Raw genomic sequence first — 26,879 nt, 5'->3', positions numbered from 1 at the left:
GTCAGCTCGTCGGCACGAGCCGGAACTGCTGTTCCGTGGTATTCCATGCGGCAGGTGAGCCGGCCAGGTCCCGCGCGGCGCTCGAGGCGCTGTAGGTGTCTCCGGTGACCTGGAGAGCGGTCCCTCTCGCCTTGTTGAGGAAGCGGTAGTAGCCGTCGCCGGTCGGCTCGATCCGCCAGAGCTGCTCGTCCCAGTTCAGCGCCCCCGAGACGCCGGCGATGCTCCAGACGGACGTGTTGCCGCGGTAGTGCTCCCCGGTCGTGTGGAGGACGGACGAGGGTGCGCTGCGGCTGGTCAGCCGGTAGTAGCCGTTCCCCGCCGTCGTGATGGTCCAGCGCTGCTCGAGCAGGTTCCACGCGGTCGGAGTGGCGACGGCGTGCCTCGCGTCGGGGTTGCCGAGGTACGTCTCGCGAGTGTTGTGGAGCGCGAGGTCCGCATGAGCCCGATTGACCAGCTCGAACGAGCCCACCCGTGCATCCGACTGCGTGGTCGACGCGCTCCACCGGTAGGTCGCGACCGCTGCCGCCGGGACGGTGTCGGTCAGGACGCCGTCGGGGGAGACGATCTTGACGGACCGCGCGCTCGAGGCGCTGTTCGCGACGACGAGGACGATCGCGCCCTGCGGGGTGGTGAAGGCGACGTTCGTCACCTCCTTCGACGTCTGGTCGGAGCCGATGCGCACGGAGCCGGGGAGGACGAACCGGGAGAACTGCCCGTAGAGGTAGTAGTCCCGGTTCAGCGTGTACGCGTCCAGGGCGCCGGGAGCGGCCGTCACGGGGAGGGCGCAGCACTCCGCCCGCAGCGGGCCGGTGTTCGGCTCGCCGGCGGTGTCGAAGAAGCTGAGCCAGTAGGTCCAGCTGGACAGGCCGTTGCGGAAGAAGTCCATCACCCGGGTGACACCGGCCTGCTGGCTGCCGTCGACCTTGTTCCGCTCGCCGGTCACGCCGTAGTAGGTGCGCTCCGTCAGATGCAGGGGGACACCGGGGTACTTCACCGAGAACTCCGAGAGCACCGTCGGGTCGTCGCCGCTGTAATCGTGGATCGCGACGCCGTCGACGTAGCGCGCCGCCCGCGGGTCGTCCAGGATCGCCGGCACGAAGTCGGTCAGCCTCGGCGGATTGTCGTCGCCCACCCAGATCTCCGTCGACAGCCCCGCACGCTCCAGCTCCGGACCGAGGTGGTCCCGGACGTAGTCGCGCATCTGCTCGCCGGTCCACTCGCCGGTGGGGTAGTTCGTGATCACCCGCGGTTCGTTCTGCGGCGTCATCGCCGTGACGGGGATGCCCTGCGCTTGGTACGCCTGGATCGCGAGCCGCTGGTAGCGGGCGAGCTCGTCGTAGTACTCGGGCTTCACGGAGCCGCCGTTGCTCAGGCTCCCGTTCGTCTTCATCCACGCCGGAGCCGACCACATCGAGAGGTAGAACTTCACGGCCGGATTGATCTGCTTGACGCGCTGCGCGGTCGCGACGATCCCGGCGTCGATGTCCTTCTGGATCGAGAAGCGCGAGAGGCTCTCGTCCGTCTGCCCGGCAGGGACGTCGTCGTAGGTGTAGAACTCCTGCGAGCAGAAGTCGGGGCAGCCCATCGAGAGCCGGACCATGCTGTAGCCGTTGCCGGTCGTCGGGTTGAAGAGCTCGTTCAGCAGCTGCTCGCGCTTCGCCGAGGACAAGGCCGCGATGTTCGCGACGCTGCTGCTCTCGAGCGACTGCCCCTGACCGAGGATCGTCTGATACTTCGCGGCCGGATCGATGTTGATCGTGGCGTCCGTCGCCGTCCCGTCGGCAGCGACGAGCGTCTTGGCCGGCCGCGCGTCGAGGCGATGCGCGCCGTCGTCGGACGTCCACGTGATCGAGGCAGTGGCGCCGGCGGCCGATGCCGGTGCGCATCCCGAGCCGATGAGGGTCAGGCACAGCGCGCCGACCGCGAGAGCGGCGAGGCCGATACCGCGGCGGCCCGGAGACCGACCGTCGGGAGCGCCAGGACTCCCGCCCGCCGGCCGGGGGGAATGTGTCGATGGGGTCTTCTGATGCATGTCCTGCTCCTCGTCATTGAGTAGGCGGAATTGTGAAGCGCTTCAACCATATCGACTGGGGCCCGAAGACAAGCTGGCAGTCGCGGGTGGGACGAACTTCTTCGTGTAGCCGGCGCGTCTCCTCTCGGTCCAGCGTCGGACGCCGTGTAGCTCGAGCCCCTTGAGCTGCGCTTCAGGAGCTCGCCTTCAGTGGTTCTGGTGCGCGGAGGTCGAGGGCGAAGCAGCGGGCGGCCTCGACCGAGGCGATCCGTCGTCTGCGGCTGACCGCGGCCGAGCCGGAGGGGAGCAGGCCGGGGTGCACATGCCATGCGAGAGGCAGTGCGTGGAGAGCGAGCAGGATCTCCTGCGGGTCGAGCTCGTGGCGCAGGCGACCGTCCTCCTGAGCCTCTCGGATGAGGCGAGCGCGCTGCGTCGACAGGGGCCCGAGAAGGTCCGGTCCTGGCACGGAGGATCCGACGCCCGACCACGCGAGCATCCGGGCGATCGCCGGGCGCTCCTCGAGGAGATCGAACAGCACCCCCACGTAGGAGGGGAGGTCGAGAGGGTCGAAGGGAAGCGAGCTGAGCGGGCCCGCGACGAACCTCTCGAAGACCGCGAGAAGGAGGCCGTCTTTACTGCCGAAGTGGCTGTAGATGCGCTCCTTGCTGGTGCCGGCCGATGCGGCGACTCGATCGACGCGAGCACCGGCGAGGCCGTGTGAGGAGAATTCTGCGAGACCCGCCTTCAGGAGGCGCTCTCGCGTTGCGGCGCTGGTGCGGGCGGGCATGCCGGTCCTCTCAGTCGGTCTTCGCCAGGTCGAATCCACTCACTGCCGGCCCTGCCCTAGATCGGCGGGAAGGTGCCCCTCTCGCCGATCCGGGATGCAGCGGGCCTCAGTGGGCAGCGGTAGGAACGGCCGAGCCGGCCAGCCCCGATTCGGTCTCTGCGAGCACTGTCGAGGCGGGCACGTGCGACCGCACCGGGCGGACGAAGACCGCGGCGAGCACCGCGATGACGAGCGCGACGACTCCGGCGACGACCAGCGCCGAGTGCAGTCCACCGATGAACGCGTCCTGCGCGATCGCGGTGCTGACCGCGTCGAGTCCGGCGGGGATGATCCCCTGCGCCACCGCCTCCGACCCCTCGAAGGAGAGATCGCCGAGCCCGGTGGCGGTGCCGGCGGAGACGACGGCGGCGAGCACGGCGGTGCCGAGGACGCCGCCGAGCTGGAGTGCTGTGGCCTGGAGGCCGCCGGCGACTCCCGCGAGCTTCATCGGCGCGCTGCCGACAATCGCTTCAGCGCCGGAGGTCATCACCATGCCCACGCCGAGGGCGAGGACGACGAAGGGGACCGCCATGCCGATGTACGGGGAGTCGATCGAGAGGGTGGTGAGGCCGAGCAGCGACAGACCGACCAGCGCGAGCCCCAACGTCATCGTCACGCGGATGCCCAGCTTGCTCACCAGCGCGGCGCCGATCGGCGAGGCGATGATCGAGACGCCGCTCCGGGGGGAGGAGCATCACGCCTGCTGCGAGCCCCTCCTCGCCGCGCAGGTTGAGCAAGAACAGCGACAGGAAGAACGTCACGCCGAAAAGCGCGAAGAAGTTCGCCGCGACCGCGAGGGCTCCGACCGTGATCGTCGGGTTTCGGAACAGCGTCATCGGCAGCAGCGGGGCGCCGACGCGGTTCTCCACGAGCACGAAGGCGAGGACGAGCAGGAGTCCGAGAGCGAGGATCCCCAGCGTCCACGGGCTCGTCCAGCCCCAGCCCTCGGACTGGACAACGGCGAGCACGATCGCGAGCAGGCCGAGCGCGAGGAGCACGATGCCGACGACGTCGAAGCGTGCCTTTCCCGGAGCGGTGCTCTCCTTGAGCACCACTGCCCCGACGACCAGCCCGATCACGGCGATGGGCGCGTTGATGAAGAAGACGGACTCCCACCCGAGGGTCCCGACCAGCAGTCCGCCGAGGATCGGGCCTGCGGCGATGGCGACGGAGGAGACCCCGCCCCAGATGCCGATCGCGACGCCGAACTTCTCCGGCGGGAAGGTGGCGCGCAGCAGGGCGAGGGTCTGCGGCATCAGGAGTGCCGCGCTGAGGCCCTGGAGCGCGCGGAAGGCGATCACGCCCTCGGTGGTGCCGACGAGTCCGATGGCGACGGAGGTGATGGCGAAGGCGGCGACGCCGATGAGGTACATCCGGCGGCGGCCGAAGCGGTCACCGAGCTTGCCGCCGAGGATCAGGAACACGGCGAGCCCGAGAAGGTAGCTGTTGGTGATCCACTGGAGTTCGGCGAAATTCGTACCGAGGGACTGCGCGATCGCGGGATTCGCGATCGACACCACAGTTCCGTCGAGGCCGACCATGAAGAGGCCGAAGCACACGGCGGCAAGGGTCAGTGCGGGATTCCCCCGAAGAGGGCGGCGCGTCGTGGTGCGCGCCGAAGAGGGCGTGGACATGGAAGAGGTCTCCGAGGTGGTCGTCCCGTGCCGCTGGGAGGGCACGATGGCTCGCGATCGTCCGGCCTGAGGCGGGAGACGGCAGAGAAGAGGAAGGGATGTGTGTCGGGGATTCCGAGCGGGCAGGCTCGAGGCGGGATCAGCCGGGGCCGGCAGTGGGGCCGAGCGTTCGACCGCCCGGCGCACGAGGGGTCAGTGCGGGTACGAGCCACTGCGCGACGATCCGGTCCAGCTCCTCATCGCTCAGCGGCTCGCTGCTCACGAGCGCGCGATCGATGATGAGGGACACGATCACGCGGCTCGCGAGCGCAGCATCCGCGTCAGCGGCGATACTCGATCGGCCCTGCAGCGTCCTGAGCACTGCGGCGATCGCCTCCTGCTGCGGACGCACGAGATGCTCATCGACGGCGTCCGCGATCTTCGGCTCTGCTCTGCTCGCTTCGTGGAGAGCGAGCAGGAGGCGCCCGTTGACTCCGAGCGTGACCGACCTGACCGCCGCGGCGATGCCTGCGAGAGCCTCGGCAGCCCCGACGCCGGCGGGCGGCTCCTCGACGGGGACGAGGCGGACGTAGGCGGCGACCGCGCACACGAGGTCCGTCTTGGTCGGCCAGGACTTGTAGATGGTCGCCTTCGACGCGTGCGCCTGTGCCGCGACCTTCTCGACCGTGAGAGAGGCGTAGCCGTGCTCGACGAGCACGGTCGTGGTCCCCTCGAGCACCGCCTGCGCCCTGGCAGGACGCGAGGACGAGGAGGAGGGCATGGGTGTACTGTACCGTACAGTTCTTGCTCCGTGTGGACGGAAGCGGTTCCGCTCGTGCGTGAAACCACTCCGCCAGTGGGACCGGACCCCTCCGAACACCGGCCCGGCCGGCGCGAACGGACGACTAGCCTGACACCGGCCCGACTCCGCGCCCCTCCCGTGAAGGCGGATCGATGACCGACCTGTTCGAGTCCCTGGACGACCCGCGCGCGCGACTGGGGCTCGGCACGCTGAACTTCGGGACCGCACAGGATCGCGACATGTCCTTCGCGCTGCTCGACACCTTCGTCGATCTCGGCGGACGGGTGGTCGACTCGGCTCACGTCTACGGGAACTGGGACCCCTCCGTGCCGCCCGGCGCGAGCGAGCGGATGATCGGGTCCTGGCTGCGATCGCGGGGTGCGATCGACTCCGTCTCCGTCACGACGAAGATCGGCCACCCCTCACTCGACACCCCCGGTGTCGCCCGTCTCGATGCCACGTCGCTTCGCACCGACGTGCGGGAGGCCCAGGAGCATCTCGGTCTCGAGACGATCCCCCTCGTCTACCTCCACCGCGACGATGAGGACACTCCCGTCGCCAACATCATGGAGCCCCTGGAAGACCTGGTCGCAGAGGGAGTCATCGGGGCGTACGGCGCCTCGAACTGGACGGTTCCACGCCTTCGAGAGAGCCGCGATACGGCCTCAGCAGAAGGCTGGTCGGGCTTCGCAGCGAATCAGCCGGCGTGGGGACTCGCGCGCACCAGACCGGGAGCGATGGCCAGGGGCATGGTCGCGATGGACGAGGAGATGTACGCGTTCCACTCCGAGACGAGGATGACGGTGAGTCCGTACTCGTCGCAGTCCAAGGGCTACTTCGCGCGGTGGAGACGAGGCGCAGCAGACGAGTCGATGCAGATCTTCGACGACGCCCGCAACCGGACCATCGCCCAGAGGCTCGACGACATGGCGTCCCCCCTCGGCGTTCCGGCGACCGAGCTCTCCGTCGCCGTCCTTCTGCAATCACCGTTCCCGACCTTCCCCGTCATCGGAGTCAGGAACGCCGCTCAACTACGGTCGAGCTTCCGGGCCGTTTCAGTCGAGCTCTCCGCCGACGCCGCGGCGGCCATCATCGGCGACGAGCTGCGTCAGCGACACGAAAATCTGACCGCGTAGGGCCGACGCCTGCGTTAACCGAGCGATTAAACTGACAAAATCTCGATTATCGGCGCTCTCGATCTAGCGAAGGAGAATCGGCTATCTACCGGGCTCCGTTCGGCTCGCCAGGAGACGATGAGCATCGTCGGTACTGAGTGCGCCGACGGGAAGCGGCATCGACTCGTGCGGATGGGTCCGCAGAGTGTCGAGCATGAGCCAGAGGTATCGGCGGTGCAGGTCCGTCGCGTCGGCACTGGTCGACGGCGTGGCACTGCCGCTGCGAGCGGCCTCGGCGATCGCGATGAGGCCGATCTGCAGGAACACCAGATCCGTACCCGTCACGTCAGGACGCACTACACCCTGCACTTGGGCCGTGCTGACCAACTCGTTCACGAGCGGCGCTAGACGGTCCCGTTCCCAGTCGTGCTGCTCGGGCCGCAGACGGCGGCCGGAGAACGCTTGCGCCAGGCCGAGGTCTCGCGCTTGCAGTGCGACAGATCGTTCCAGGTAGAAGACCAGCCCCGCCCACGGGTCCGGGTCTGCGAGAGCAGTACGGAGGACGTCCTCGAGCTCATCGATCTGCTGCTCGAAGACGGCGTCGAAGAGCGCTTGCTTGTGCGGGAAGCGGCGGTAGGCCGTGCCGATTCCGACACCGGCGCGGTGTGCGATGTCGTTCAGCGTCGCCTCCACACCTCTCTCGGCAAGCAGCTCGCGGCCCGCCTCGATCAATCTCCGTCGATTCTGCTCGGCGTCTTTGCGCAGTGCCTGCTCGCTCATGAAGCAACGATAGCAGGAAGCGGATGCGCCGAATCCGCTTAGGTGATACGGTCAAACGGATGCACGAGCTCCGCTTATGCTCGTTCGACCTCTGCTGCGAAAGGACAAGACCAGTGACCTCACCCCTCCTCACCCTCAACAACGGAGTGACCATGCCGGCCCTCGGGCTCGGGGTGTACCAGAGCACTCCGGAGGAGACCGCCGCCGCCGTCACCACAGCGCTGAACGGCGGCTACCGACTCATCGATACGGCGTCCGGCTACTTCAACGAGCGCCAGGTCGGTGACGGCATCCGCGCTGCCGACGTCGTGCGAGAAGACGTCTTCCTGACGACCAAGCTGTGGATGGGCGACTACGGCTACGACCGTGCGCTGCACGCGTTCGACACGAGCCTCGCCAAGCTCCAACTCGACTACATCGACCTGTACCTGCTGCACTGGCCGGTCCCGGGCTCCTTCGACGACACCGTCGCGGCCTACAAGGCGGCCGAGAAGATGCTGGCCGAAGGACGCACTCGCGCGATCGGGGTCTGCAACTTCACCCCGGAACACCTCGCGGCCCTGGTCGAGCGCGTGGACGTCGTCCCCGCGGTCAACCAGGTCGAGCTGCACCCGTACTTCCAGCAGGCCGACGTGATGGCGGCGAACGCCCGACACGGGGTGATCACTCAGGCGTGGTCTCCGATCGGCGGGATCTTCACCTACGTCGACGGTGCCGACCCGGCGCTGAACCCCCTCGACGACCAGACCCTGATGTCCATTGCGGACGCGCACGGCAAGACGCCCGCGCAGGTGATGCTGCGTTGGCACTTCCAGAGCGGGCGCAGCGCGATTCCGAAGTCGGTCACGCCGCACCGCATCGCCGAGAACCTCGACGTCTTCGACTTCGAACTCACCGGCAGCGAGCTGTCGGCGATCTCCGCACTGGACCGCGGTGCCCGCGGAGGCCCCGACCCGGATCAGATCACCCCCGAGATCTTCCCGCTCGACATCGACGAGGCCTGACGGCCTCTCGCTCCGCTGGTGGGGGAGGCCGCGCCCTGCCCCACCAGCACGAAGGACTCACATGAATTCGCATTCCCGCCCGACGACTCAGCCGGACGTGCTCATCGTCGGGGGCTCCCTCGCCGGACTGCTGACCGCGCACACCCTCGCCGAGGTCGGTCTTGCCAGCACGGTGCTCGAGAGGGCGGCCGAGCATCGTCCGAGCGGCGCCGCCCTCGCCGTGGACGAGCGTCAGCTCCTGGACACCCTCGGTCCAGAACGAGCGTCGGCCGCGCTCGGACGACCACCGCTGCGCCGCGGCGCGCCCCTCGCCCAGGCCTGGTCGCAGCTGTATCGCGGGCTCCGCGACGCCGCTGCAGAGGACCCGCTGATCACCCTGCATCACCAGTCACCGGTGACCCGGGTGGAGCAGGACACGGTGGGCGCTCGCCTGGTCGTCGGAGACAGCGAGACACTCACGGCAGATGCGGTCATCGGTGCCGACGGGTATCGCAGCATCGTGCGGCGGACGGTCGCCCCCGAACACGCCGACGCGACGTTCGCCGGCTACGTGCTCTGGCTGGGAACCGCGGAGGAGGCCGATCTCTCGCCACAGCACCCCTGGCCACGATCGCTCGATTTCCAGTCCGCCAGCGGCGCACACCTCCTCGGCTACCCACTCCCCGGCGACGACGACACCGGACTCGGGCGAAGGCGACTGGGCTGGGCCTGGTACGACTCGACCCGGAACGATCTCCTGCGCGCCAGCGGCAGCGTCCGAGGGAGCACCGTACGCCGCTCCCTCCACCCTGGAAGCATCCCTGCCGCCGTATACGACGAGCTCGCTCGAGAGGCCCGGCGGAAGTGGTCGAACCCCTGGCGCGACGCCATTCTGGACAGCATCGCCCGCCGCGCTGTGATCGGCACTCCCGTCTCCGAGTACATCCCCGAGCGGCTCGCGAGGAACAGGCTCGCCCTCGTCGGTGACGCAGCACACGGCGCGACACCGATGACGGGCAGAGGATTCGCCACCGCTGTGGACGATGCGCACACCTTGGCTGCGACGCTCACGTCATCGACTCCCGAGTCGGCTCCGGTGGCGCTCGATGCTTACGCGAGCGCCCGGCTCGCTCCGGCCCGAGACCTGGTGCGAACCGGTCAGCGCTTCAGCAACGGATTCGGGAGATGACCATGGACGCTGTCGGCCGCGCGACGAGAGAGGTTCTGACAGAACCCTTCACGTCGGCATCAGCCCCTCCTACCGTTGCGAGCATGGATCACCGAGCAGAGGTACGCGAATTCCTGACATCACGTCGGGGGCGCCTCACGCCGGAGCAGGCCGGGATCGAGCCGGGTGGCGGCCGCCGCCGGGTGGCAGGCCTCCGTCGCGATGAGGCCGCACGGCTGGCGGGCGTGAGCGTCGACTACTACACGCGGCTGGAGCGCGGGAACCTCGCCGGCGTGTCCGACTCCGTCCTCGATGCGATCGCCAGGGCGCTGCACCTGGACCGTGCCGAGCACGATCACCTCTGCGATCTGGCGCGGACCGCGAACGAGGCCGGAGTCCGCACGAGGAGGGCCCGCACCGTCGCGACCGTGCGGCCGGAGGTGCAGTACCTGCTCGACGCGATCACGGGTGCGCCCGCCTTCGTGTCGAACACGCGGATGGATCTCGTCGCCGCCAATGCGCTCGGCTTCGCCCTCTACTCGGAGATGTACCGCAGTACGGCGCGGCCGGCGAACCACTCCCGGTTCATCTTCTTCGACCCCCGCGCGCACACCTTCTACCCCGACTGGGAGCGCGCGGCCGACGTGAACGTCGCGATCCTCCGCCGCGACGCCGGCCGCAATCCCCACGACGCCCGACTCGCCGCTCTCATCGGCGAGCTGTCGATGCGCAGCGACGACTTCCGAACTCGGTGGGCCGAGCACAACGTCCGGCGTCACTACAGCGGTCTCAAGCAGTTCGAGCATCCCGTCGTCGGGCTCCTGGAGCTCACCTTCCAGGTGACCGAGCTGCAGGACGACCCGGGTCACTCGATGACGGTCTACCCCGCCGTTCCCGGAAGCGCCTCCGATGAGAAGCTCCGGATGCTCGCGACCTGGGCCGCCACCGAGGACATCGCGCGCCTCACCGCCAGCTCCGCGAGCTGACTCCTCTTCCTTTCTCCTCTCCCCGCCTCACGGTGGGTACGGCCTCATTCGCCGGCACGAACCCTCGAAGGACCTCATGACCTCCACTGCGCCCGTACGCCTCCCTGACGGGAGCGAGCGCGTCGAACCGCGGACGATGCCCTGGTTCGCGCTCGCTCTGCTCGCCACGATGGGCTTCCTCCTCGTCGCCGCCGAGACGATGCCGGCGGGCCTGCTGCCGGTCATCGCTGACGGAATGGACACCAGCGAAGGAGTCGTCGGGCAGTTCATCAGCGTTTGGGCGCTCGGCACCGTCATCGTCACCATCCCCGCGATCAGCCTCACCCGAGGATTCCGCCGCAAGCCGCTGCTCCTCGCGAGCATCGCCTGCCTGATCGTCGCGAACACCGTCACCGCGCTCTCCAGCGACGTCGCGGTCTCCCTCGTCTCACGCTTCGTCGCCGGAGCGTTCACCGGGATCATCTGGGGGATGCTCGCCGCGTACGGCCGCCGGATCAGCCCGCCCCGCAGAGCGGGCCTGGCTCTGTCCATCGTGTCGGTCGGCGCCCCGGTCGGCTTCGCGCTCGGCACGCCGCTCGGGGCGTGGCTCGGCACGGCCCTCGACTGGCGCTGGTCGTTCGGCGGTCTGAGCCTTCTCGCGCTGCTCGCGTTCGTCCTGATCGCCCTCTTCGTCCCGGACGCCGAAGGCCAGCCGCGAGCCGCAGCCGGGAGCCTCCCGCTGGCCCGCGTCTTCGCGATGCCGGGCGTGGCGATCGTGTGCCTGACGATCCTCGTCTGGATGCTCGCCCACAACACCATCTACACCTACATCGCGCCGTTCCTGCGCGAGGGCGGATCAGGACTCCGACCCGACCTCGTGCTCCTCGTCTACGGCGTCTCCTCGATCCTCGGCGTCGCGATCACCGCCGCGGCCATCGACCGCTTCCCGCGGGCGCTGCTGCACTCGAGCCTCGCGGTGTTCGTCCTCGCCGGTCTGATCCTGCTCGTGGGCCGCGGCGCGCCCGCCGCTGTCCTGATGGCGAGCGTGCTGTGGGGAATCGGCTTCGGTGGCGCATCCGCGCAGCTGCAGTCGGCACTCAGCCGCTCCGGGCGCGAGAACTCCGACATCGCGAATTCTTTCCTCCCCGTCGCGTTCAACCTCGCGATCTTCGCGGCGGGCATCATCGGCGCTCTTCTTCTGGAGAACCTTCCCGCACTGGTCCTGGCGGCCCTCATGGCAGTCCTCGGCGCTGTCGCCCTCATCATCACCCTCTACGGCCGACGCACAGCGTTCACCGTCGACCACCTCGACGCGCGCTGATGCGACACCCGGCGATCCACCAGAGCATGAGCTTCACATGACGACGAACTCGCGCGAGGCGACGCCGATAGTGCTCGATATCGGGGGAGTCGAGGTCACCGCTCGGCTCGACGGCAGTGCGACCAGCGCGTCACTTCTGGCGCGGCTCCCGCTCACTCTGACCTTCCGGGACTTGGGCGGGCAGGAGAAGCTGGCCGACCTCGGAGAAGCGCTCAGTCTCCGTGGCGCGCCGGACCGCAGCGACGCGCGACCATGCACGATCGGCTACTACAGCCCCACCCGCAATCTCGTCCTCTACTACGAGCACGTCGGATCGTTCGCCGGGATCGTGCCCTTCGGCACCTTCGACGCCATCGAACCCGTGCGAGATCTCGCCGACGGCACCCTCGTGACACTGAGGCTCTCGGAATCCTCCTGATCGCTCACGAGAGGACGCCCGTGGGTACGTCCCCGACCGGAGAGGGAGTGCCTGACAGCACCTCCCTCACTGAGAGAGCCCTCAGGTACGGTCGACCCGAGCGGCGCCGCAGCCATCGATCGCTGGGTCTCGATCCCCTCGAGCAGGCGTCAGTGCTCACCCTGGTCCTGACGTCGAACCGGCATGGTTCCCACGACTCCAGGACAGCCCATCCTCGGTGTTTCGTGGGTATCCGGTGCTGCGGCGCCGCTCGCTTCCCCGTCCCCCCGCCGGTAAGGACCCTCAGATGAAGAGATCCCAGGACGTCGATGAAGCACCCGAGCTGTCCCGTGAGCAGGTGCGCACGGTGATCACGGGGGCCTGCATCCTCGGCGATACCACCCTCGACGCACACATCGACGACCTCTGGGCGGCGAAGTCCGACCCCGATCGGATGCGCCACCTGCTCGACCGGTTCCACTGCGAGGTCGAAGCAGCGCGCACACTCCTCGCCGCGGCGGGCGGACCGGAATGGTGGTCGACCGTCGACGCGGACCGGTTGGCGGCGGCATGCGTCGCCGCGAGGACATGGGCTGAGGGTGATCCCACGTGCGCAGAACTCAAGCGGGGATTCGCCTCCCGCCTGCTGACCGTCTTCGGGGTCGACCTTGCAGGCATTCCGTCCGTCCGCAGCTTGTCCGCGTCCTCCGGCCTGTGAAGTCCAGAGTTCGCGACATGAAGTGAGTCTCAGAACACCCCGGCGTCAACCGTTGAGGTCGGCAGGACCAGATCGATGGAGAAGAGTTCGTAGCTCGGCGGGAGCGAGTTCGAATCCCGGCTCGACGTCGGCGCGCAGCAGGTGACGCTGCAGACTCACGCGGAGCCGTCGCGCGACGGCGCGCTCGTCGAGGCCGTTCACGACGTCGAGGGTGCAGAGCAGAAGGCGGCCGGCGCCGACGCGCGCCTCCAGCAGGAGGCCGAGCCGGCGCGCGTCGAACCAGCTGTCGATGACCTGCACGATCGGCCGGGCGCGGGCGCCGAGCGCGGTGAGGTCGAGCGCCTTCGCCCCGTGCAGCAGCTCCCACCACTGCCAGTTCGTGTGCGGGTCGGTCGGGAAGCCGGCGAGGGCCGGGTGCTGCGGGTCGCAGAGGATCCCGAGCGTGTGCGGGGCCTGCCCGTTCGTCCAGGAGGTGTTCCAGAACACCGGCGAGAAGCCGAACGCGACGGGGGAGGGGGCGTCCTCGGGCACGAGCAGCACAGTGGAACCCGAGGAGAGGGCCGAGAGCGCCTCCTCCACGTCGCGGGTCACCAGCGTGTCCCCGGGATCGAGCTCTGCGTCGCCGATCGGCGGGTAGACCCAGATCTCCCAGTCGTTCTCGGCGACGCGCCCTCCGCCCTCCGGGCTCCGATCGCCGACAGCGATCACCAGGCGAAGACGCTGAGCGGTCGTGATGCCGTCGAGCGGAGCGGTCATCCGCCCGGCCGAATGCACGCCGCCGGCCGCGATCGTCTGCGGTTCGAGTGCTCCCGCCGAGACGACCGACCCGTCGTCGCCGACCAGCTGCCAGGCGATCTCGGCGTCGAGCGGTTGCGGGCCGAAGTGGGCCACCCGCACCTCGGCCTCGACCTCGTCGCCGACGGCGAAGGTGCGCCGGGGGAGCAGGGCGAGGGGCACGGTCGGCGCGAAGAACCGCGAGAACTCCGCGGCGGTCGTGTAGCCCTTGTCCTCCCAGAACGCGTCGAGGACGCCGACCGGTGCGGTGCCCTGTCCGGGGAAGTCCGAGAGGCCCAGCAGCTGGATCCCGCCGAAGCCGGGTGTGCGCAGCGCCGCCTCGATCTCCTCCTTGTAGCAGAGCAGCTGCAGCCGGCCCGAGGCGTGAACGAGGTCGGCGGACTGGTCGAGCAGCTCGGACTGCTGGAGGAAGTCGCGGACGATCTCGAGTGCGGTCGGTCTCATCACTCCCGTGTAACTCGCGATCGCGTCGACGTCCGGGTGCGCGCACCACTGCCCGGCCTCGTGGGTCACGATCGGCCGGGGGGTGCGCTCGACCCACGCGGAGTAGTCCGCCGTCGTCGCGGGCGGGGTCGCGTTGATCCGCGAGTCGAGCCCCTCGCCCCAGGCCTGAAGGCGCGGCTCCGGGATGCAGTCGAAGTCGCTCACCGAGAGGGCCGGCCAGCCGCCGGCCGTCGTGTAGAGGCGGCGGGGGTCGCGCCGGCGCCAGGTCGCGACCCAGTCGCCGAGGAATTCGGCGTCGCGTCCCGCGGGCTCGTTGCCGTGCGCCATCAGGAGGAAGGAGGGGTGGTCGCCGAACTCGTCGACGATCCGCCGCGTCTCCTCCTCGAGGTACGTGTCGACGTCGCGGCCCTCGCCGATCGCGGCGCCCTGGTTCGCCCAGATCGGGCCCTCGATCTGGAGGTACATCCCGGCGGCGTCGGCGGCCTCGAAGGCCGCGGCCGGCGGGCACCAGGAGTGGAAGCGCAGGTGGTTCAGCCCGTACGCGCGGCAGGTCGACAGTAGGCGGTCCCAGCTCTGCCGATCGGTCGGCGGGTACCCGGTGAGGGGGAAGACGCAGCACTCGAGGGCCCCGCGGAGGAAGACCGGCCGGCCGTTCACCTGAATGTGCGTGCCGGAGACGGTCACCTCGCGCAGACCGAAGACGGTGCTCCGGGTGTGGACCGCGTGCCCGGCCGCCGAGTGAGTCTCGAGCGTGGCGGTCAACCGGTGCAGAGCGGGGTCGAACTCGTCCCACAGCGGGGCGTCCTCGCCGAGAGGCAGGACGGTGTCGAGGTGGGTCCCCGAGGTGGCGCGGCCACGGCGGAAGCGCTCGGGGGCGACGGCGATCTGGAGCCGGAGGGAGGCGGGCGGCGTGGACGCCGGGTCGCCGAGCGGACGGCTCTCGAGGGTCAGCGTGCCCTCGAAGCCGTCGACCGAGTCCGCGAGGATCGAGGTCGTGACCGTGATCGAGCGGGTGGCGATGTCGGGATGCACGCTCAGCCGCTCCAGGCGCACGGGCTCGATCGGGCGCAGTGTGATCGTGCCGATGACGCCGTTCCAGCTGCCCTGGGTGTGGTCGGTGACGCTGTGCGCGTTGGTGCCCACGTCGACGATCATCGAGTTGTCCACGCGGATCGTCAGGCGGTGGTGGCCCGGCGCGAGGGCGGGGGGCAGCACGAACCGGTGGGGCGTGGAGAGGCTCCGCTGGGAGCCGAGGCGCTCGTCGTCGATCCAGACCGTCGACTCCCAGTGCACGCGCTCGAGGGTGAGCTCGTGGCTCCGGGCGTCACCGGCGATCTCGATGGTGCGCTGGTACCAGACCTGGCCGGTGAAGACGCGCTCGGGCTGGAGGAAGAACGGGACCTTCAGCGCGCCCGACCGTCGGTAGGGCGCGTAACGCTCGTCCGAGTAGAAGGGATGGTCGACGGCGGCGCCGACCCACTCCGTCGCGACATCGGGCGCCGCTCCGAGCCCCTGCGCCTGGACGGAGCCGGGGAGCTGGACCTCGGCGCTGGATTCCGCCGCGGAGAGGTCGCGGGCGAACCACGACTCCCGCTCGCCGACCCCGTGCGGATCGAGCACGGCCGTCCAGGTTCCGGCGAGGTCGTGGAGAGTGCTGGCTGCTGTCGTCCCGGTCGTCATGAGCCCAGTCTCGGCACGCGAGGGGGCGCCCGGAATGCAGTGATCGCCGCCTAACATGGACGGATGTCCAGTCGACTTGCGTCTCGTTGAGCGGCGTGGACGAGCCGGGCGACGCCCCGCAGACGTTCGATGGTGAGCGGATGATCGTCGTCCCGCAACCCGTGAGCTCCGCATACCGCGCCGATCCCCGCCATCCGGGGCTCATGGTGACCGACTGCGGATACTTCCCGCGAGCCGCCGGGCACTTCCGCACCCGCATGGACCCGATCGCGGAAGCGATCGTGATCGCCTGCGTCGAGGGGCGAGGCTGGTGCGACACCGGCTCCGGGCGCATCGAGATCGGCCCCGGCGACGTGCTGGTCGTACCGCCGGGCCGAGCGCACGCCTACGGCGCGGCCGGCGGTGATCCATGGACCGTCTGGTGGCTGCACGCCGCCGGCGACTCCCTCTCTGCATTCCTGCGGGCGCACGGGATGACGGAGGCGGACCCGGTCCGGCGGCCCGTGACGTTCTTCACCGTCACCGGGCTGCTCGCGCGAGTGGTGACGGCGATGGAGGAGGACCTCACCACGGCGAACCTGACGCGAGCCGCCGGGACGGCCTGGCACCTGCTCAGCGTGATCGTCGCCGATCGGCCCGCGCATCGCGATCTCGCCGGAATCCTCGAGGCGGCGGCCGCGAGCCTTCGCAGTGACCTGATGACGAAAGCGTCGGCCGCGCAGTTCGCCGCCGCCTCGCACGTGAGCGTCTCGCACTTCTCGGCGCAGTTCCGGCTCAGGTTCGGGATGTCCGTGCAGGGGTATCAGCTGCAGATCCGGATGTCGCGGGCCCGTGAGCTCTTCGACGTGCAGCGCCTCCCGGTCGGCGAGGTCGCACGCGCGGTCGGCTATTCCGACCCGCTCTACTTCAGCCGGCAGTTCAGCCGCCTGCACGGGGTGTCGCCATCGATGTACCGCTCTGGACGCCGGAGCGCCTCCGATTCTGAGGGGTTCTGAGAGACCCTCTCAGAATTGAGAGCACGGACCTACCGTGAGGGGAAATCGCATGCCCTCTGGAAGGAGCCCCCTTTGAGCGCCACCATTCCCCCCCGCCGTCCCGCCTCTCTTCTGCGCACGACCACCCCGATAGCGATCGCACTGGCAGCAGCGATCGTCGTCCTGACACCCACGCCCGCCGCGGCGCATCACGGCTGGGACGGCTTCGAGACCGATGAACTCGTCTACATCGCCGGGACCGTGGCATCGGAGGGCAGCTGGGGCGAACCGCACTCCTACTTCGACACGACCCTCGACTCGGAACTGCCTGCGGACACTCCCGAACTCGCGATCCCGGACGACCTCCAGGATCCCGAGGACAGCATCCGCGTCACGTCAGCCCTCGCCTACACCGGTCCACGGGACGAACTCGAGGTGATCATCGCGCCGCCGGCCTACACGGGCCGCTGGGGGCTCGACCGGCCTCTGACGGTGGGCGAGCGCTTCCAGGGCGTCGGCTACGTCAATCGGACCGATGACGCTCTCTTCCGGCCGGTCGTGTTCTGGTACGGAGACGATGCTGTGCCCGTGAACCAGGTGCTCGGAAGCACGCTTCCCGTCCGCGCACCGTTGCCTGCCTCGGCCGGCTCCTCCGCTGTGGGAACGACACCGAGTCCAGCGACCACGTCGACCGCCGCTGATCCGGTGGAGGAGTCACCAGCTGCCGGAGAGGCATCGCCTGAAGCGGGCGACGCCGAGGGGGCGTCCGAAGAAGGCGCCACCGCCACGGCGAGTGTGTGGGCCGTCGTCGGGATCGTCGTCGTCGCCGGGATCGCAGGCAGCGTCCTGTATCTCAGGCGCCGTACTCGGCAGAGCTGAGCGGCAGCGAGATGCCCATCTGGCTCGAGAACATCCTTCAGTGGCTGCAGGGATCGATGCTCGGTGAGAGCGTGCGAGGGACCCCGTTCCTGTACCCCACCCTCGAGAGCCTCCACATCCTCGGGATCGCTGTACTGATCGGACCGGCGTTCGCCTTCGATCTGCGTCTCCTGGGGGTGGGGAGCCGGGTCGTCTCCGTGACGACGGCCGCTCGGTACCTCCTGCCGGTCTCGCACGTGGGCCTCGTCATCGCGCTCGTCACAGGGGTCGCTCTGTTCAGCGCGCAGACGACGGTGATCGCCGGTGCCGGCGCCGCTCCGTGGAAGCTCGGGCTCCTGCTGGTGGCGGTCGTGAACGTCCTCGCGTTCCACCGCGGCGTCTACCGCCGTGTACCGGAGTGGGCGGACGCCGCCACGACACCGATCGCCGCTCGGATCGCCGCTGGAGTGTCGGTGTCGGCGTGGACGGGTGTCGTCTTCGCGGGCCGCTTCCTCGCCTACACCTGACCGCTCGCGGCGAGGTCCGCCAGCCGCCGCAGGCGCAGGTGCGAGTCCGATCCGGGGTCGGCGGTCCAGACGATGATCGTGGCGCCCACGTCGGCGCCGACCGTCAGCGCGGCCCAGTCGAGCGCGAGCTCGCCGACGATCGGGTGGTGCAGGATCTTCCCTCCGGTGCTGCGCGTCGCGACTTCGTGAGTTCGCCAGAGCTCGGCGAAAGCCGGGTCACGGGCGCTGAGATCGGCGACGAGCGCGTGGAGTCGCTGGTCGTCGGGGTCTCGAGCGCTGTCCATCCGGAGCTGTGCGAGAGCGAGGTCGACCACGCTGTGCCAGTCGGCGTAGAGCGCCCGCATGCGCGGGTCGGTGAAGAGCAGGCGGATGAAGAGGCGCTCCGGCTCGGGAATCGCGGCGAAGTCGGTGATGAGAGCCGCGCCGAGAGCATTCCACGCGAGGATCTCGGTCCGCGGGCCCATGACGAACGCGGGCGTCAGGCGGAGATCGTCGAGCATCCGCTGCACCGGTGGGGCGACCGATCGCCCGCCGACGGCGGGAGCGGTCGGCAGCACCTTGCCTGCCAGGTCGCCCAGATAGGTCCGCTGATCGGCGGTCAGTCTCAGCACCCTCGACAACTCGTCGAGGACCGGTGCCGAAGCGGGCAGCCGGCCCTGCTCGAGACGGGTGTAGTAGTCCGTGCTGATCGATGCGGCCCGGGCGATCTCCTCCCGTCGCAGGCCCGGTACACGGCGCGCCCCTGCCGTATCGACCAGCCCGAGATCGCTGGGCTTCAGCTCCGCCCGCCGCGCGCGCAGGAAATCGCCGAGCTCCTGCCACCGCATCTCCGCCACCACCAGAACATCCTCGCAAATCGAAGACCCATGGATGCGAGAGAACCAAGAGGGGGAACTTTCCTTCCCCTTCAGCGCTGCTCGTCGCGGTGGCACCGTGACATCACGACGTCACCACGACGAAGTCACCATGACGAAAAGGAGTACACACCGTGAAAGCCATCGGTCTGACCGCTTACGGCAGCCCCGAGGTCCTGCAGGTCCTGGAGATCCCCGAGCCGCACGCCGGCCCCGGCGAAGTCCGGATCCGAGTCCGATCGGCCGCCGTGAACCCGGTCGATGCCATCATCCGCTCCGGCGGCTTCGCCGGAAAGGACGGCACTATCGCCGAGCCCGTCGTCCCCGGGATGGACGTCTCCGGCGTCATCGACGAGGTAGGGCCGAGCCAGCCTGCCGAAGCCGACGTGAGTGTGGGTGACGCGGCGATCGGCTTCGTCGTACCGGAGGGCAGCCACGGCGGGTACAGCGAGTACGTCGTCCTGCCGAGCGCCTCGGTGGCGAAGATGCCGGCGGCGCTGGACTTCCCGCAGGCCGCGGCGTTCCTGTCCAACGCCCTCACCGCTGAGATCACGCTCGAGCACCTCGCTCTCTCGCCCGGCGACGTGCTCGCGGTCACCGGTGCGACCGGCGCCGTCGGCGGCTACCTCGTCGAGCTCGCCGCGCGACGCGGTCTCACCGTCATCGTCGCGGCGTCCGGAGCCGACGAGGCCCTGGTCCGCGGGTTCGGCGCCGCGCACGTCATCGACCGCCACACCGACTTCAGCGACGGCGTGCTCGCCGCCACCGGCGGTCGCGGAGCGGACGCACTCGCCGACGCCGCGATCCTGACCGACCAGGTCACATGTGCCGTCCGCGACGGCGGCCAGATCGCCTTCTACCTCCCCACGGAGGTCGATCCCGGGCGCGGGATCTCCGTCTTCGGCTCGTACGTCATGAGCTCGAATCTCCGCCACGACGCCATCTCGAAGCTGGCCGGCCTCGCCGGGTCCGGCGCCCTCAGCATCCGCATCGCCGCCGTCCTCCCCGACACGGAGGCCGCCGGTGCGCATGCCCGCCTCGAGCGCGGCGGCCTTCGCGGGCGCCTGATCCTCGAATTCTGACCGACCCCGCCCTCCACCGAACCCGACCCCACTGCACAACACCACCTCCGAGAAAGAAGAGCACCACATGAACAGCACCGCACAACTCCCCAGCATCGGCCAGACCTGGCTCGCCGACCTCGGCCCCGACACCCCGCTCGGGCACTTCACTGTGGAGATCAGCTTCACCGAGACCCACGTCACCTTCACCGTCACCGGCGGAGCCATCAAGGGGCGCACCGAGACGATGGAGTACACCGCCACCCAGGTCCGCGACGGCCTCTACGTCGTCCGCTGGACCGAACCCGACTCCGGCGATCACGTGACCCACATCGAGGACTACACCGACGGCGCCTGCATGGCCAGCTCCGTCATCGGCGGGCAGTTCATTCAGCTGCACGGCACCTGGACCCGCGTCCGCTGAGCCGCTCCACGACTGTGCAGAGGGGCCCTGACCGACCCTCCTTGCGCCTCACCCACGCGGCTTACGGTCGTTCAGACCCGCCCCGACGAACCCGAGAGGACGCTTCGTGACCACCCGAAGACTGATCGCCCCAGCCCTGGCCGCCGGCCTCCTGGCCACCCTCACCGCCTGTTCCACCAGCGCCGGCTCAGCCGAACAGGACCCCACCGAGAGCATCGCCTCGGCCGACTCCGACTCCCTGGTCGGAACCTGGTCGATGACGTCGCTCGAGGACAGCGCAACTGGTGAGTTCCAGTCCATCCCGTACAGCGGCCAGATCGTCATCACCCCCTCGACCGTCTCGGTGCAGGCGATGAACCCCGATACGGCAGCTTCCGACGGTCCGTACACGATCAACGGCTACGAGGCGTTCTACGGCCCCGCGACCATCGACGACGACGAGGACACGTTCTCGGTCGACGTCGAATCGGCTGCCGTGCGCGACCTGATCGGACAGACCCTGACCCGCAGCTTCGAGGTGACGGACGACACTCTCGTCCTCACCCCTACCGACCCTGCCGAGACCTGGCGCGTGTCCTACGAGCGCGTCACCGACTGACCCCCCTCCTGAAAGGAACACCATGAAAGCCACTGTCATGTACGGCGCCGGCGACGTCCGTGTCGAAGAGGTCCCGGACCCCGTCATCCAGCAGCCGACCGAGGCCCTGATCCGAGTGACCTACGCCTGCGTCTGCGGCTCCGACCTCCACCCGTACCACGACCTCGGCGACACCCCCGAGGGTCGCCGGATGGGCCACGAGGCCATCGGAGTCGTCGAGCAGATCGGTGACGACGTCACGACCCTCTCCGTCGGCGACACTGTCATCGTGCCCTTCGCGTGGTCGGACGGGACCTGTCCCTTCTGCCGCGACGGCATCACCACCTCCTGCGTCCACGGCGGGTTCTTCGACGGTGCCCCCTCCGCGACCCAGGCGGAGAAGCTCATCGTCCCGCAGGCCGACGGAACCGCCGTCGTGATCCCGGCAGGGACCGACGAGTCGCTCATGCCGAGCCTGCTGACGCTGTCCGACGTCTACCTCACCGGCTATCACGCCGCCCTGCGCGGCGATGTCGGGCCCGGCAAGACCGTCACGGTCATCGGTGACGGTGCAGTCGGGCTGTCCGCCGTCCTCGCGGCGAAGCAGCTCGGCGCCGAGAGGATCATCTTGATGGGCCGGCACACGGCCCGCACCGACCTCGGTCGCGAGTTCGGTGCCACCCACGTCGTCGCTGAGCGCGGCGACGAGGGGGTCGCGAAGGTGATGGAGATCACCGATGGCGAGGGATCGCACGTCGTCCTCGAGGCCGTCGGCCACATGCCCGCCTACGAGCAGGCCTACCGAGTCGTCCGCCCCGGCGGCACCATCAGCCGCGTCGGCGTCCCGCAGTACGAGGACGCAGCCGTCGGCTTCCTGTCGCTCTTCGGCAAGAACGCCACGCTCACCGGCGGCCCCGCCACCGTCCGCGCGTACATCGAGCAGGTCCTCCCGCAGGTCCTCGACGGAACCATCGAGCCCGGGCGCGTGTTCGACCGTGAGATGCCGCTCGCCGAGATCGCGGAGGCCTACCGTCTGATGGACTCCCGCGAGGCTCTGAAGGTGCTGATCCGCCCGTAAGCCCACACATCGAATGCCCTGCCGTACTCGGCAGGGCATTCGTCGTTCCCCGTCAGCCGAGCACGGGCGGGACACCAGCCGGCACGTCATGCCGTCAGTACGAGTGGCCCGTCCTCCGTGATCGCGAGCGTGTGCTCCGTGTGTGCCGCACGGCTCCCATCGGCCGAACGCACCGTCCAGCCGTCCGGGTCCATCCGGACGGCTGATGTCGTTCTCGCCCACCAAGGCTCCAGCGCCATCACCATCCCGGCGCGCAGGCGGTAGCCGCGGCCCGCGCGTCCGTCGTTGGGGATGTGCAGGTCGCCGTGCATCGTCCGGCCCACGCTGTGCCCGCCGAACTCGAGGTTCACCGGGTAGCCCGCGGAGGCGGCGACCGCGCCGATCGCGGCCGACAGGTCGCCGACGCGGTTGCCCGGCACGGCGGCGGCGATGCCGGCCGCGAGGGCGTCGCGGGTCGAGCGGATCAGCTCCACGTCGCTCCGCTCGGCCCGCCCCACGATCGTGGTCACCGCCGCATCGGCCACCCAGCCGTCGACCGAGACGGCGAAGTCCAGGCTCAGCACGTCGCCGTCTCGCAGCCGGTAGTCGTGCGGGAGCCCGTGCTGCGCGGCGTCGTTCACGGAGGTGCAGATCACGTTGCGGAACGGGCCGTTGCCGAACGACGGCGCGTAGTCCCAGTAGCACGAGACGGCTCCGCGCTCCTCGACGGCCCGGCGTGCGGCCTGCTCGATCTCGAGCAGGTTCATGCCGACCTCGGCGCGGGCCGAGAGAGAGGCGAGAGTGTCGCGGACGAAGGCGCCCGCCGCGCGCATCTCGTCGATCTCGGCGGGAGTGTGCAGCTCGATCATTTCGGTATAATAATACCGTTTTCGGTATGAAAATACCACTCCGATCGCCTACCCGAAGGAGCCCGCCGTGATGGTCCGCGCACCCCTCACTCCCGAGCAGCTCGAGGCCGGCCGCCGGCTCGGCGAGTCACTTCGGCGCGCCCGCGGTGCCCGCACGTTGAACGAGGTCGCCGCGCAGGCCGGGCTCTCGCCCGAGACCCTCCGCAAGATCGAGACCGGCCGCCTCCCGAGCCCGGCCTTCGGAACCGTGGCAGCGTTCGCGGCAGCGCTCGACCTCTCGCTCGATGCTCTGGCGCGCGAGTGGGCCGGAGCTCTTCCCCGGATCGCGCGCGGCGCCTGAACGCGGCTCACCCGTCGCTCGTCTCGCGGACCTCGGATCGGCTCTCGTCAGCGGGGAGTGAGGCGGAGAGTGGTGTCGACGGCGGCCTTGGCCGTCATCGGGGTGAGGTAGGCGGCGCCGTAACGGCCGTACTTCTCACGATAGGCGGCGTCTATTCGGTCTCGCAGCTCTTCGCCGACCGGGTGGATGTCGACATCGAAGGCGAGGCCTGCGGAGACGGCTGTTGCCGCGCCTCGAGAGGTGACACGGCGGTACCAGCGCGCGTCGGCACCGCGGAAGGAGCGCACGTAGAGAGCGTTGTCGACCCGCACCACCCAGATGGGGACGTGCGCGGACCTGGATGAAAGCAGCGGGCCGATGCGCAGCTCGTCAGCGCCGGCGACGGCGTCGAGCAGCGGGGGAGTCCACGAAGTCATAGAAGACCTTTCCGATATCAGGGGTCAGACGGCGGTCATGGCGCACGTGCGGTGCAGGCATCAGGTCGTCGGGCCGATCCCGCCGATGACGGAACCGGTGAGCATCCCGCGGTCCGGCCACGAGTCGCTGAGGCTCCCCGCGACTCCGCCGGCGACGAGGAGACGTCCGCGTCCAGCGCCGCTGCCGAGGCCTTCTACGAAACCCCACCCGCGACCGGGGCGGAAGGCTCCGCTGTGAGGTGTTCCGCGGGGGCACCCCAGCCGGGCCGGCGCCGCGGCCATGCCCTTCCGGAACGAGTGTCGTCCGAGCCCCATGCGCGAGGTCGAGGATCGCGGCGTGATGCCGCTGGACAACTACTGCCACTAGACCTCCGACAACGAGCCCGTCCGGCAGCACATCGCGCGCAGCCCTCTTCTCGGGAGGCGACTCGCGATCGAACGGCATCGGACGTCGCGCTGATCGAGCAGGTCCTGCTGCAGGTCCTGACCGGAAGCAGGGGGCCGGGACACGTGGTCGACCGCGAACGGCCGCTCGCGGACATCGCGGAGGCCTACCGCCTGATCGAATCACGCGAAGCCCTCGATGTGCTGGTCCGTCCGCCGACCCGTGCCCTCAGAGGTCGAGCGTGCTGCTGAGGAGGTCCACGACGGCAGCCGGATCCTCAGCGGCGAGGAGGTCGCGACGAACGCTGTCGTCCATCAAAGAGCGGGCGATGCCCGAGAGCAGCCGGAGATGGGTCGTGCCGCCCTTCTCGACAGGGACGAGCAGGGCGATCGCCATCCGAATCGGCTGGTCGTCGAGGGTCTCCCACTCGATCGGTCCGTCGAATCGGGCGACGACGAGACCCGGGTGGTGAATGCTCGCGGTCTGCGCGTGCGGGATCGCGATGAAATCAGTCCGCGGCTTCCGATGCGTCCTGGAGACGTGCATCCGTCGACTCGAGACCGAACTCGGTGTCGAGAGCGTCGAGTTCGGTCGTGAAGTCCTCGTGCAGTCGAGCCTTCTCCGCCGCAGGCAGCCACGACGCGTCGACTCCCGTCAGTGCCATTGCACGCAGTTGCGCGGGCGTCGCCCCGATCGGACCGGCGGCGATGCGGTACTCGTCGGCGAGGGTGGTCGGGAACATGCCCGGGTCGTCCGAGCAGGGAGTGACGCGCAGACCGGCGTCGAGCATCGCGCGGATGGAGGCGCGGCGCCACGGGCGCCAGGAACGGCGGGAGGTTGTCGACGCGACGGTGAAGACGACGCCGTCCTCGCGCATCCGCTCGACGACCGCCGGATCCTCGAGCACGAAGTAGCCGTGGTCGATGCGGTCGCATCCCAGCAGGTCCAGGCAGGTGATCGTGTTCGCGGCGGTGGGCGCGTGCTCGGAGGAGTGCGCGGTGCGGCCCAGTCCCGCCCGGCCGGCGAGCGCGTACGCCTCGGCGAAGCGCTCGGGCGGCCCGGCGGTCTCGAGGTTGTCGAGGCCGATGCCGGCGACGTACTCGTGCGGGGAGTCGACGACCTGCTGCACGAGGGCGAGGGCTTCCTCCCCGCTGCGGCTGCGGTCGATGCCGGCGATCATCCGCCCGGTCATGACGAAGTCGCGCTCGGCGGCGCGGATGCCGTCGGCGTAGGCCTCGATGCTGCCGCGGTACCCGAGCCCCGCGAGATGCTCGGGCACGCCGTCGAAGAAGAGCTCGAGATGGCGCGTGCCGCTGCGGTGGTGCGCGTCCTCGAAGGCCTCGTAGACGATCCGGGTGAGGTCCTCCGCCGAGCGGAGCACCTGCACGACCCACTCCGAGACCTGGAAGAGGGAGTAGGAGACGTCGGGCTCGCCCGCCGAGCGGTCCTGCGGCACCGGGACGACGGTGTCGCGGTAGAGAGCCGGGTCGGGCGGGAGGGAGTTGATGTCGGCGAAGATCCGCTCCGGGTCGGCGGGCAGCGCGAGGCCCTCCCGGCGGGCGAGCTCGGCGAACGTGCTCGCGCGCACGGTGCCGATCAGGTGGCAGTGCAGGTCGACCTTGGGGATCCGACGGATCCACTCGTCGGGGACGGAGGCGGTCGTGGGGGCGGTCTCGGTGCTCATGGCGATCTCTCCGGATGGTGCGGGTGGTGCGGGGAGGGAGGGTGTCCGGGCGCGACACGGCGTCCGCGCCCGGACGCACCGCCTACTGGGCGGTGACCTCGCGGGCGAAGCGGTCGACCCAGTCCGAGCGGGTGGGGACGAGCTCGGTGGGGTCGAGGGTCTCGTAGCCGGCGGCGGTGGGGTCGGCGGCGATGTCGCCGACGACGGCGGTGATCGACTCCGGGACCTGAGCGGCGAGGTTCACCGGCAGGTCGCCCACGATCTCGGCGGAGGAGGTCTGCGCTTCGACGGAGAGCAGGTAGTCGATGAACTGCTCCGCGGCGTCGGTGTTCGCGGCTCCAGCGGGGATCATCGCGCGGTTGGTCGCCATGTAGCGGCCGGTGGCGGGCGGAGTCCAGCCGATCGGCTCGCCCGAGGCGACGAGGTCGGTGGCGAAACCGCTGAGGGCGTCGGCGGCGGTGATCTCACCCTGGGTCAGCAGGTTCGTGACCTCGGTGGAGGAGCTGTAGAACTGCAGCACGCCGGGCGCCCAGCCGGAGAGGGTGTCGAGCGCCGTGTCGATGTCGTAGGGGCCGTCGCCGTAGGTGGCCGCGACTCCGCTGATCATCAGCTGGCCTGCGGTGACCGAGATGTCGGGCAGCGCGACGCGGCCGGCGTTCGCGGTCTCGCCGTAGAGCTCCCAGTCGGCGGCCTGCTCGGCCGAGAAGGCGTCGGTGGAGTAGAGCGTGCCGTTGAGCTGGTAGCTGTAGGCCGGACCGAGGTAGACGTCCTCCTTCGCGAAGTCGGCGATGTCGGCGATCGCGGGGACGGCGTCCGCGTCGACCTGCTCGAAGAGGTCGTCCTCCTGGCCGAGCGCGGCGTAGTAGTCGCTGATGAGCATCACGTCGACGCCGGGGTCGTCGCCGCCCGCGAGCTGCAGCTGCGACAGCCGGTCGGAGTTGGAGCCGGTCTCGACCTCGACCTCGATGCCGGTCGCCTCGGTGAACGGGTCGATGACCGCCTCCTGGAACTGCTCGACCCCGAAGGGGAAGGTGCTGACGACGAGGGTGCCGGAGGCGCCCTCCGCGCTGCCGGAGTCGGAGCCGCCGGAGCAGCCGGCGAGAGCGAGTGCGCCGATGACGGCGCCGGCGGTGAGGGTGATGGCGCGCCGGGGAGTGATGCGGGACATGGCGGTTCCTTTCGAGGGGATCTGGGGAGGGGAGCTGCGGGGGAGGGGAGGCTTCGGAGGAGGGGTG

General features: G+C 69.6%; 27 protein-coding genes and 1 pseudogene. 15 read left to right on the top strand and 13 right to left on the bottom strand.

What is annotated here, in order from left to right; translation table 11 throughout:
- Window position 1: 1 nt before the first annotated feature.
- The 5 genes and pseudogenes from GSU72_RS09405 to GSU72_RS09390 form a co-directional block, all read right to left on the bottom strand.
- A complete protein-coding gene (locus tag GSU72_RS09405; protein WP_159984775.1) occupies window positions 2-2,032 on the bottom strand; it encodes a glycoside hydrolase family 30 beta sandwich domain-containing protein in 2,031 nt (676 codons plus the stop codon).
- A 172-nt stretch (window positions 2,033-2,204) separates the two neighbouring features.
- Window positions 2,205-2,798 carry a TetR/AcrR family transcriptional regulator gene (locus GSU72_RS09400; RefSeq protein WP_159984774.1) on the bottom strand — a complete coding sequence of 198 codons (594 nt, stop codon included), beginning with the start codon at window positions 2,796-2,798 and terminating at the stop codon, window positions 2,205-2,207.
- 106 nt (window positions 2,799-2,904) lie between these two features.
- Window positions 2,905-3,453 carry a hypothetical protein gene (locus tag GSU72_RS21820; protein ID WP_279631741.1) on the bottom strand — a complete coding sequence of 183 codons (549 nt, stop codon included), beginning with the start codon at window positions 3,451-3,453 and terminating at the stop codon, window positions 2,905-2,907.
- Between the two features lie 88 nt (window positions 3,454-3,541).
- Window positions 3,542-4,471: pseudogene (locus tag GSU72_RS21815) on the bottom strand (MFS transporter); the annotation flags it as partial.
- 139 nt (window positions 4,472-4,610) lie between these two features.
- Entirely contained in the window at window positions 4,611-5,231 is a 621-nt protein-coding gene (locus GSU72_RS09390; RefSeq protein WP_159984773.1) for a TetR/AcrR family transcriptional regulator, read from the bottom strand.
- A gap of 173 nt (window positions 5,232-5,404) precedes the next feature.
- Between GSU72_RS09390 and GSU72_RS09385 the strand changes: the two genes are divergently transcribed.
- Entirely contained in the window at window positions 5,405-6,388 is a 984-nt protein-coding gene (locus GSU72_RS09385) for an aldo/keto reductase (RefSeq protein ID WP_159984772.1), read from the top strand.
- Between the two features lie 81 nt (window positions 6,389-6,469).
- Here the strand turns inward: GSU72_RS09385 and GSU72_RS09380 are convergent, their stop codons facing one another.
- Window positions 6,470-7,147 carry a TetR/AcrR family transcriptional regulator gene (locus GSU72_RS09380; protein ID WP_159984771.1) on the bottom strand — a complete coding sequence of 226 codons (678 nt, stop codon included), beginning with the start codon at window positions 7,145-7,147 and terminating at the stop codon, window positions 6,470-6,472.
- Window positions 7,148-7,299: 152 nt separating this feature from the next.
- Between GSU72_RS09380 and GSU72_RS09375 the strand changes: the two genes are divergently transcribed.
- The 6 genes from GSU72_RS09375 (at window position 7,300) to GSU72_RS09350 (ending at window position 12,699) form a co-directional block, all read left to right on the top strand.
- On the top strand, window positions 7,300-8,151 hold the full coding sequence (locus GSU72_RS09375; protein ID WP_208545209.1) for an aldo/keto reductase: 852 nt from the start codon (window positions 7,300-7,302) through the stop codon (window positions 8,149-8,151).
- Between the two features lie 61 nt (window positions 8,152-8,212).
- Window positions 8,213-9,319, top strand: coding sequence for an FAD-dependent monooxygenase (locus tag GSU72_RS09370; protein WP_159984769.1), 1,107 nt, complete (start codon window positions 8,213-8,215; stop codon window positions 9,317-9,319).
- Window positions 9,320-9,402: 83 nt separating this feature from the next.
- Window positions 9,403-10,284 carry a helix-turn-helix transcriptional regulator gene (locus tag GSU72_RS09365; protein ID WP_159984768.1) on the top strand — a complete coding sequence of 294 codons (882 nt, stop codon included), beginning with the start codon at window positions 9,403-9,405 and terminating at the stop codon, window positions 10,282-10,284.
- A 76-nt stretch (window positions 10,285-10,360) separates the two neighbouring features.
- Window positions 10,361-11,584 (top strand): MFS transporter, encoded by a 1,224-nt coding sequence (locus GSU72_RS09360; RefSeq protein WP_244256060.1) that lies wholly within the window; start codon window positions 10,361-10,363, stop codon window positions 11,582-11,584.
- A gap of 37 nt (window positions 11,585-11,621) precedes the next feature.
- A complete protein-coding gene (locus GSU72_RS09355; RefSeq protein WP_159984767.1) occupies window positions 11,622-12,002 on the top strand; it encodes a cyclophilin-like fold protein in 381 nt (126 codons plus the stop codon).
- 286 nt (window positions 12,003-12,288) lie between these two features.
- Complete coding sequence (locus GSU72_RS09350; protein WP_159984766.1) at window positions 12,289-12,699, top strand: hypothetical protein; 411 nt, start codon at window positions 12,289-12,291, stop codon at window positions 12,697-12,699.
- Window positions 12,700-12,744: 45 nt separating this feature from the next.
- Here the strand turns inward: GSU72_RS09350 and GSU72_RS09345 are convergent, their stop codons facing one another.
- Window positions 12,745-15,618, bottom strand: a complete 2,874-nt coding sequence (locus tag GSU72_RS09345; RefSeq protein WP_159984765.1) for a sugar-binding domain-containing protein — start codon at window positions 15,616-15,618, stop codon at window positions 12,745-12,747.
- A 203-nt stretch (window positions 15,619-15,821) separates the two neighbouring features.
- Here GSU72_RS09345 and GSU72_RS09340 point away from each other — a divergent pair, with 203 nt between their 5' ends.
- The 3 genes from GSU72_RS09340 (at window position 15,822) to GSU72_RS09330 (ending at window position 17,977) form a co-directional block, all read left to right on the top strand.
- Window positions 15,822-16,613 (top strand): AraC family transcriptional regulator, encoded by a 792-nt coding sequence (locus GSU72_RS09340; protein WP_159984764.1) that lies wholly within the window; start codon window positions 15,822-15,824, stop codon window positions 16,611-16,613.
- Between the two features lie 72 nt (window positions 16,614-16,685).
- A complete protein-coding gene (locus GSU72_RS21300) occupies window positions 16,686-17,471 on the top strand; it encodes a hypothetical protein (protein ID WP_208545172.1) in 786 nt (261 codons plus the stop codon).
- Between the two features lie 11 nt (window positions 17,472-17,482).
- Window positions 17,483-17,977, top strand: a complete 495-nt coding sequence (locus GSU72_RS09330; protein WP_159984763.1) for a DUF6644 family protein — start codon at window positions 17,483-17,485, stop codon at window positions 17,975-17,977.
- Here GSU72_RS09330 and GSU72_RS09325 read toward each other — a convergent pair.
- Complete coding sequence (locus tag GSU72_RS09325) at window positions 17,968-18,909, bottom strand: helix-turn-helix transcriptional regulator (protein WP_244256059.1); 942 nt, start codon at window positions 18,907-18,909, stop codon at window positions 17,968-17,970. The two genes, GSU72_RS09330 and GSU72_RS09325, sit on opposite strands and share 10 nt — an antisense overlap.
- Window positions 18,910-18,965: 56 nt before the next feature.
- On the opposite strand from GSU72_RS09325, the gene GSU72_RS09320 reads away from it, so the two are divergent.
- The 4 genes from GSU72_RS09320 (at window position 18,966) to GSU72_RS09305 (ending at window position 21,971) form a co-directional block, all read left to right on the top strand.
- Complete coding sequence (locus GSU72_RS09320; RefSeq protein ID WP_159984762.1) at window positions 18,966-19,913, top strand: NADP-dependent oxidoreductase; 948 nt, start codon at window positions 18,966-18,968, stop codon at window positions 19,911-19,913.
- Window positions 19,914-19,980: 67 nt separating this feature from the next.
- Entirely contained in the window at window positions 19,981-20,316 is a 336-nt protein-coding gene (locus tag GSU72_RS09315; RefSeq protein WP_159984761.1) for a MoaF N-terminal domain-containing protein, read from the top strand.
- 106 nt (window positions 20,317-20,422) lie between these two features.
- Window positions 20,423-20,914, top strand: a complete 492-nt coding sequence (locus GSU72_RS09310; protein ID WP_208545171.1) for a lipocalin-like domain-containing protein — start codon at window positions 20,423-20,425, stop codon at window positions 20,912-20,914.
- A 22-nt stretch (window positions 20,915-20,936) separates the two neighbouring features.
- Window positions 20,937-21,971: an alcohol dehydrogenase catalytic domain-containing protein gene (locus GSU72_RS09305; protein WP_185020462.1), complete on the top strand. Its 1,035-nt coding sequence runs from the start codon at window positions 20,937-20,939 to the stop codon at window positions 21,969-21,971.
- An 86-nt stretch (window positions 21,972-22,057) separates the two neighbouring features.
- On the opposite strand, the gene map is transcribed toward GSU72_RS09305, so the two are convergent.
- Window positions 22,058-22,819, bottom strand: coding sequence for a type I methionyl aminopeptidase (gene map / locus GSU72_RS09300; RefSeq protein ID WP_159984760.1), 762 nt, complete (start codon window positions 22,817-22,819; stop codon window positions 22,058-22,060).
- Between the two features lie 70 nt (window positions 22,820-22,889).
- Here map and GSU72_RS09295 point away from each other — a divergent pair, with 70 nt between their 5' ends.
- The gene (locus GSU72_RS09295) at window positions 22,890-23,159 is read left to right on the top strand and encodes a helix-turn-helix transcriptional regulator (RefSeq protein ID WP_159984759.1); all 270 of its coding nucleotides are present in this window, start codon (window positions 22,890-22,892) and stop codon (window positions 23,157-23,159) included.
- A gap of 47 nt (window positions 23,160-23,206) precedes the next feature.
- Here the strand turns inward: GSU72_RS09295 and GSU72_RS09290 are convergent, their stop codons facing one another.
- From GSU72_RS09290 to GSU72_RS09275, 4 genes are all read right to left on the bottom strand, one after another.
- Window positions 23,207-23,575, bottom strand: a complete 369-nt coding sequence (locus tag GSU72_RS09290) for a DUF2255 family protein (protein ID WP_159984758.1) — start codon at window positions 23,573-23,575, stop codon at window positions 23,207-23,209.
- A 613-nt stretch (window positions 23,576-24,188) separates the two neighbouring features.
- On the bottom strand, window positions 24,189-24,506 hold the full coding sequence (locus GSU72_RS09285) for a PTS sugar transporter subunit IIA (protein ID WP_159984757.1): 318 nt from the start codon (window positions 24,504-24,506) through the stop codon (window positions 24,189-24,191).
- Window positions 24,469-25,644 (bottom strand): hypothetical protein, encoded by a 1,176-nt coding sequence (locus tag GSU72_RS09280; protein ID WP_244256058.1) that lies wholly within the window; start codon window positions 25,642-25,644, stop codon window positions 24,469-24,471. The genes GSU72_RS09285 and GSU72_RS09280 overlap by 38 nt, the downstream gene beginning before the upstream one ends.
- Before the next feature lie 82 nt (window positions 25,645-25,726).
- On the bottom strand, window positions 25,727-26,812 hold the full coding sequence (locus tag GSU72_RS09275; protein WP_159984756.1) for an extracellular solute-binding protein: 1,086 nt from the start codon (window positions 26,810-26,812) through the stop codon (window positions 25,727-25,729).
- Between the last annotated feature and the right edge of the window lie 67 nt (window positions 26,813-26,879).

The organism is Rathayibacter sp. VKM Ac-2760 (assembly GCF_009834185.1).
Taxonomy (GTDB): domain Bacteria; phylum Actinomycetota; class Actinomycetes; order Actinomycetales; family Microbacteriaceae; genus Rathayibacter.
Note: the sequence above shows the minus strand (reverse complement) of the source record. Positions and strands in the feature narration are given on the sequence as shown.

Excerpts from the sequence above, each read along its gene's own strand:
- GSU72_RS09405 (WP_159984775.1), bottom strand. The coding sequence starts at position 2,032 with ATGCATCAGAAGACCCCATCGACACATTCCCCCCGGCCGGCGGGCGGG.
- GSU72_RS09400 (WP_159984774.1), bottom strand. The coding sequence starts at position 2,798 with ATGCCCGCCCGCACCAGCGCCGCAACGCGAGAGCGCCTCCTGAAGGCG.
- GSU72_RS09390 (WP_159984773.1), bottom strand. The coding sequence starts at position 5,231 with ATGCCCTCCTCCTCGTCCTCGCGTCCTGCCAGGGCGCAGGCGGTGCTC.
- GSU72_RS09385 (WP_159984772.1), top strand. The coding sequence starts at position 5,405 with ATGACCGACCTGTTCGAGTCCCTGGACGACCCGCGCGCGCGACTGGGG.
- GSU72_RS09380 (WP_159984771.1), bottom strand. The coding sequence starts at position 7,147 with ATGAGCGAGCAGGCACTGCGCAAAGACGCCGAGCAGAATCGACGGAGA.
- GSU72_RS09375 (WP_208545209.1), top strand. The coding sequence starts at position 7,300 with ATGCCGGCCCTCGGGCTCGGGGTGTACCAGAGCACTCCGGAGGAGACC.
- GSU72_RS09370 (WP_159984769.1), top strand. The coding sequence starts at position 8,213 with ATGAATTCGCATTCCCGCCCGACGACTCAGCCGGACGTGCTCATCGTC.
- GSU72_RS09365 (WP_159984768.1), top strand. The coding sequence starts at position 9,403 with ATGGATCACCGAGCAGAGGTACGCGAATTCCTGACATCACGTCGGGGG.
- GSU72_RS09360 (WP_244256060.1), top strand. The coding sequence starts at position 10,361 with ATGACCTCCACTGCGCCCGTACGCCTCCCTGACGGGAGCGAGCGCGTC.
- GSU72_RS09355 (WP_159984767.1), top strand. The coding sequence starts at position 11,622 with ATGACGACGAACTCGCGCGAGGCGACGCCGATAGTGCTCGATATCGGG.
- GSU72_RS09350 (WP_159984766.1), top strand. The coding sequence starts at position 12,289 with ATGAAGAGATCCCAGGACGTCGATGAAGCACCCGAGCTGTCCCGTGAG.
- GSU72_RS09345 (WP_159984765.1), bottom strand. The coding sequence starts at position 15,618 with ATGACGACCGGGACGACAGCAGCCAGCACTCTCCACGACCTCGCCGGA.
- GSU72_RS09340 (WP_159984764.1), top strand. The coding sequence starts at position 15,822 with ATGGTGACCGACTGCGGATACTTCCCGCGAGCCGCCGGGCACTTCCGC.
- GSU72_RS09330 (WP_159984763.1), top strand. The coding sequence starts at position 17,483 with ATGCCCATCTGGCTCGAGAACATCCTTCAGTGGCTGCAGGGATCGATG.
- GSU72_RS09315 (WP_159984761.1), top strand. The coding sequence starts at position 19,981 with ATGAACAGCACCGCACAACTCCCCAGCATCGGCCAGACCTGGCTCGCC.
- GSU72_RS09305 (WP_185020462.1), top strand. The coding sequence starts at position 20,937 with ATGAAAGCCACTGTCATGTACGGCGCCGGCGACGTCCGTGTCGAAGAG.
- map (WP_159984760.1), bottom strand. The coding sequence starts at position 22,819 with ATGATCGAGCTGCACACTCCCGCCGAGATCGACGAGATGCGCGCGGCG.
- GSU72_RS09295 (WP_159984759.1), top strand. The coding sequence starts at position 22,890 with ATGGTCCGCGCACCCCTCACTCCCGAGCAGCTCGAGGCCGGCCGCCGG.
- GSU72_RS09290 (WP_159984758.1), bottom strand. The coding sequence starts at position 23,575 with ATGACTTCGTGGACTCCCCCGCTGCTCGACGCCGTCGCCGGCGCTGAC.
- GSU72_RS09285 (WP_159984757.1), bottom strand. The coding sequence starts at position 24,506 with ATGCACGTCTCCAGGACGCATCGGAAGCCGCGGACTGATTTCATCGCG.
- GSU72_RS09280 (WP_244256058.1), bottom strand. The coding sequence starts at position 25,644 with ATGAGCACCGAGACCGCCCCCACGACCGCCTCCGTCCCCGACGAGTGG.
- GSU72_RS09275 (WP_159984756.1), bottom strand. The coding sequence starts at position 26,812 with ATGTCCCGCATCACTCCCCGGCGCGCCATCACCCTCACCGCCGGCGCC.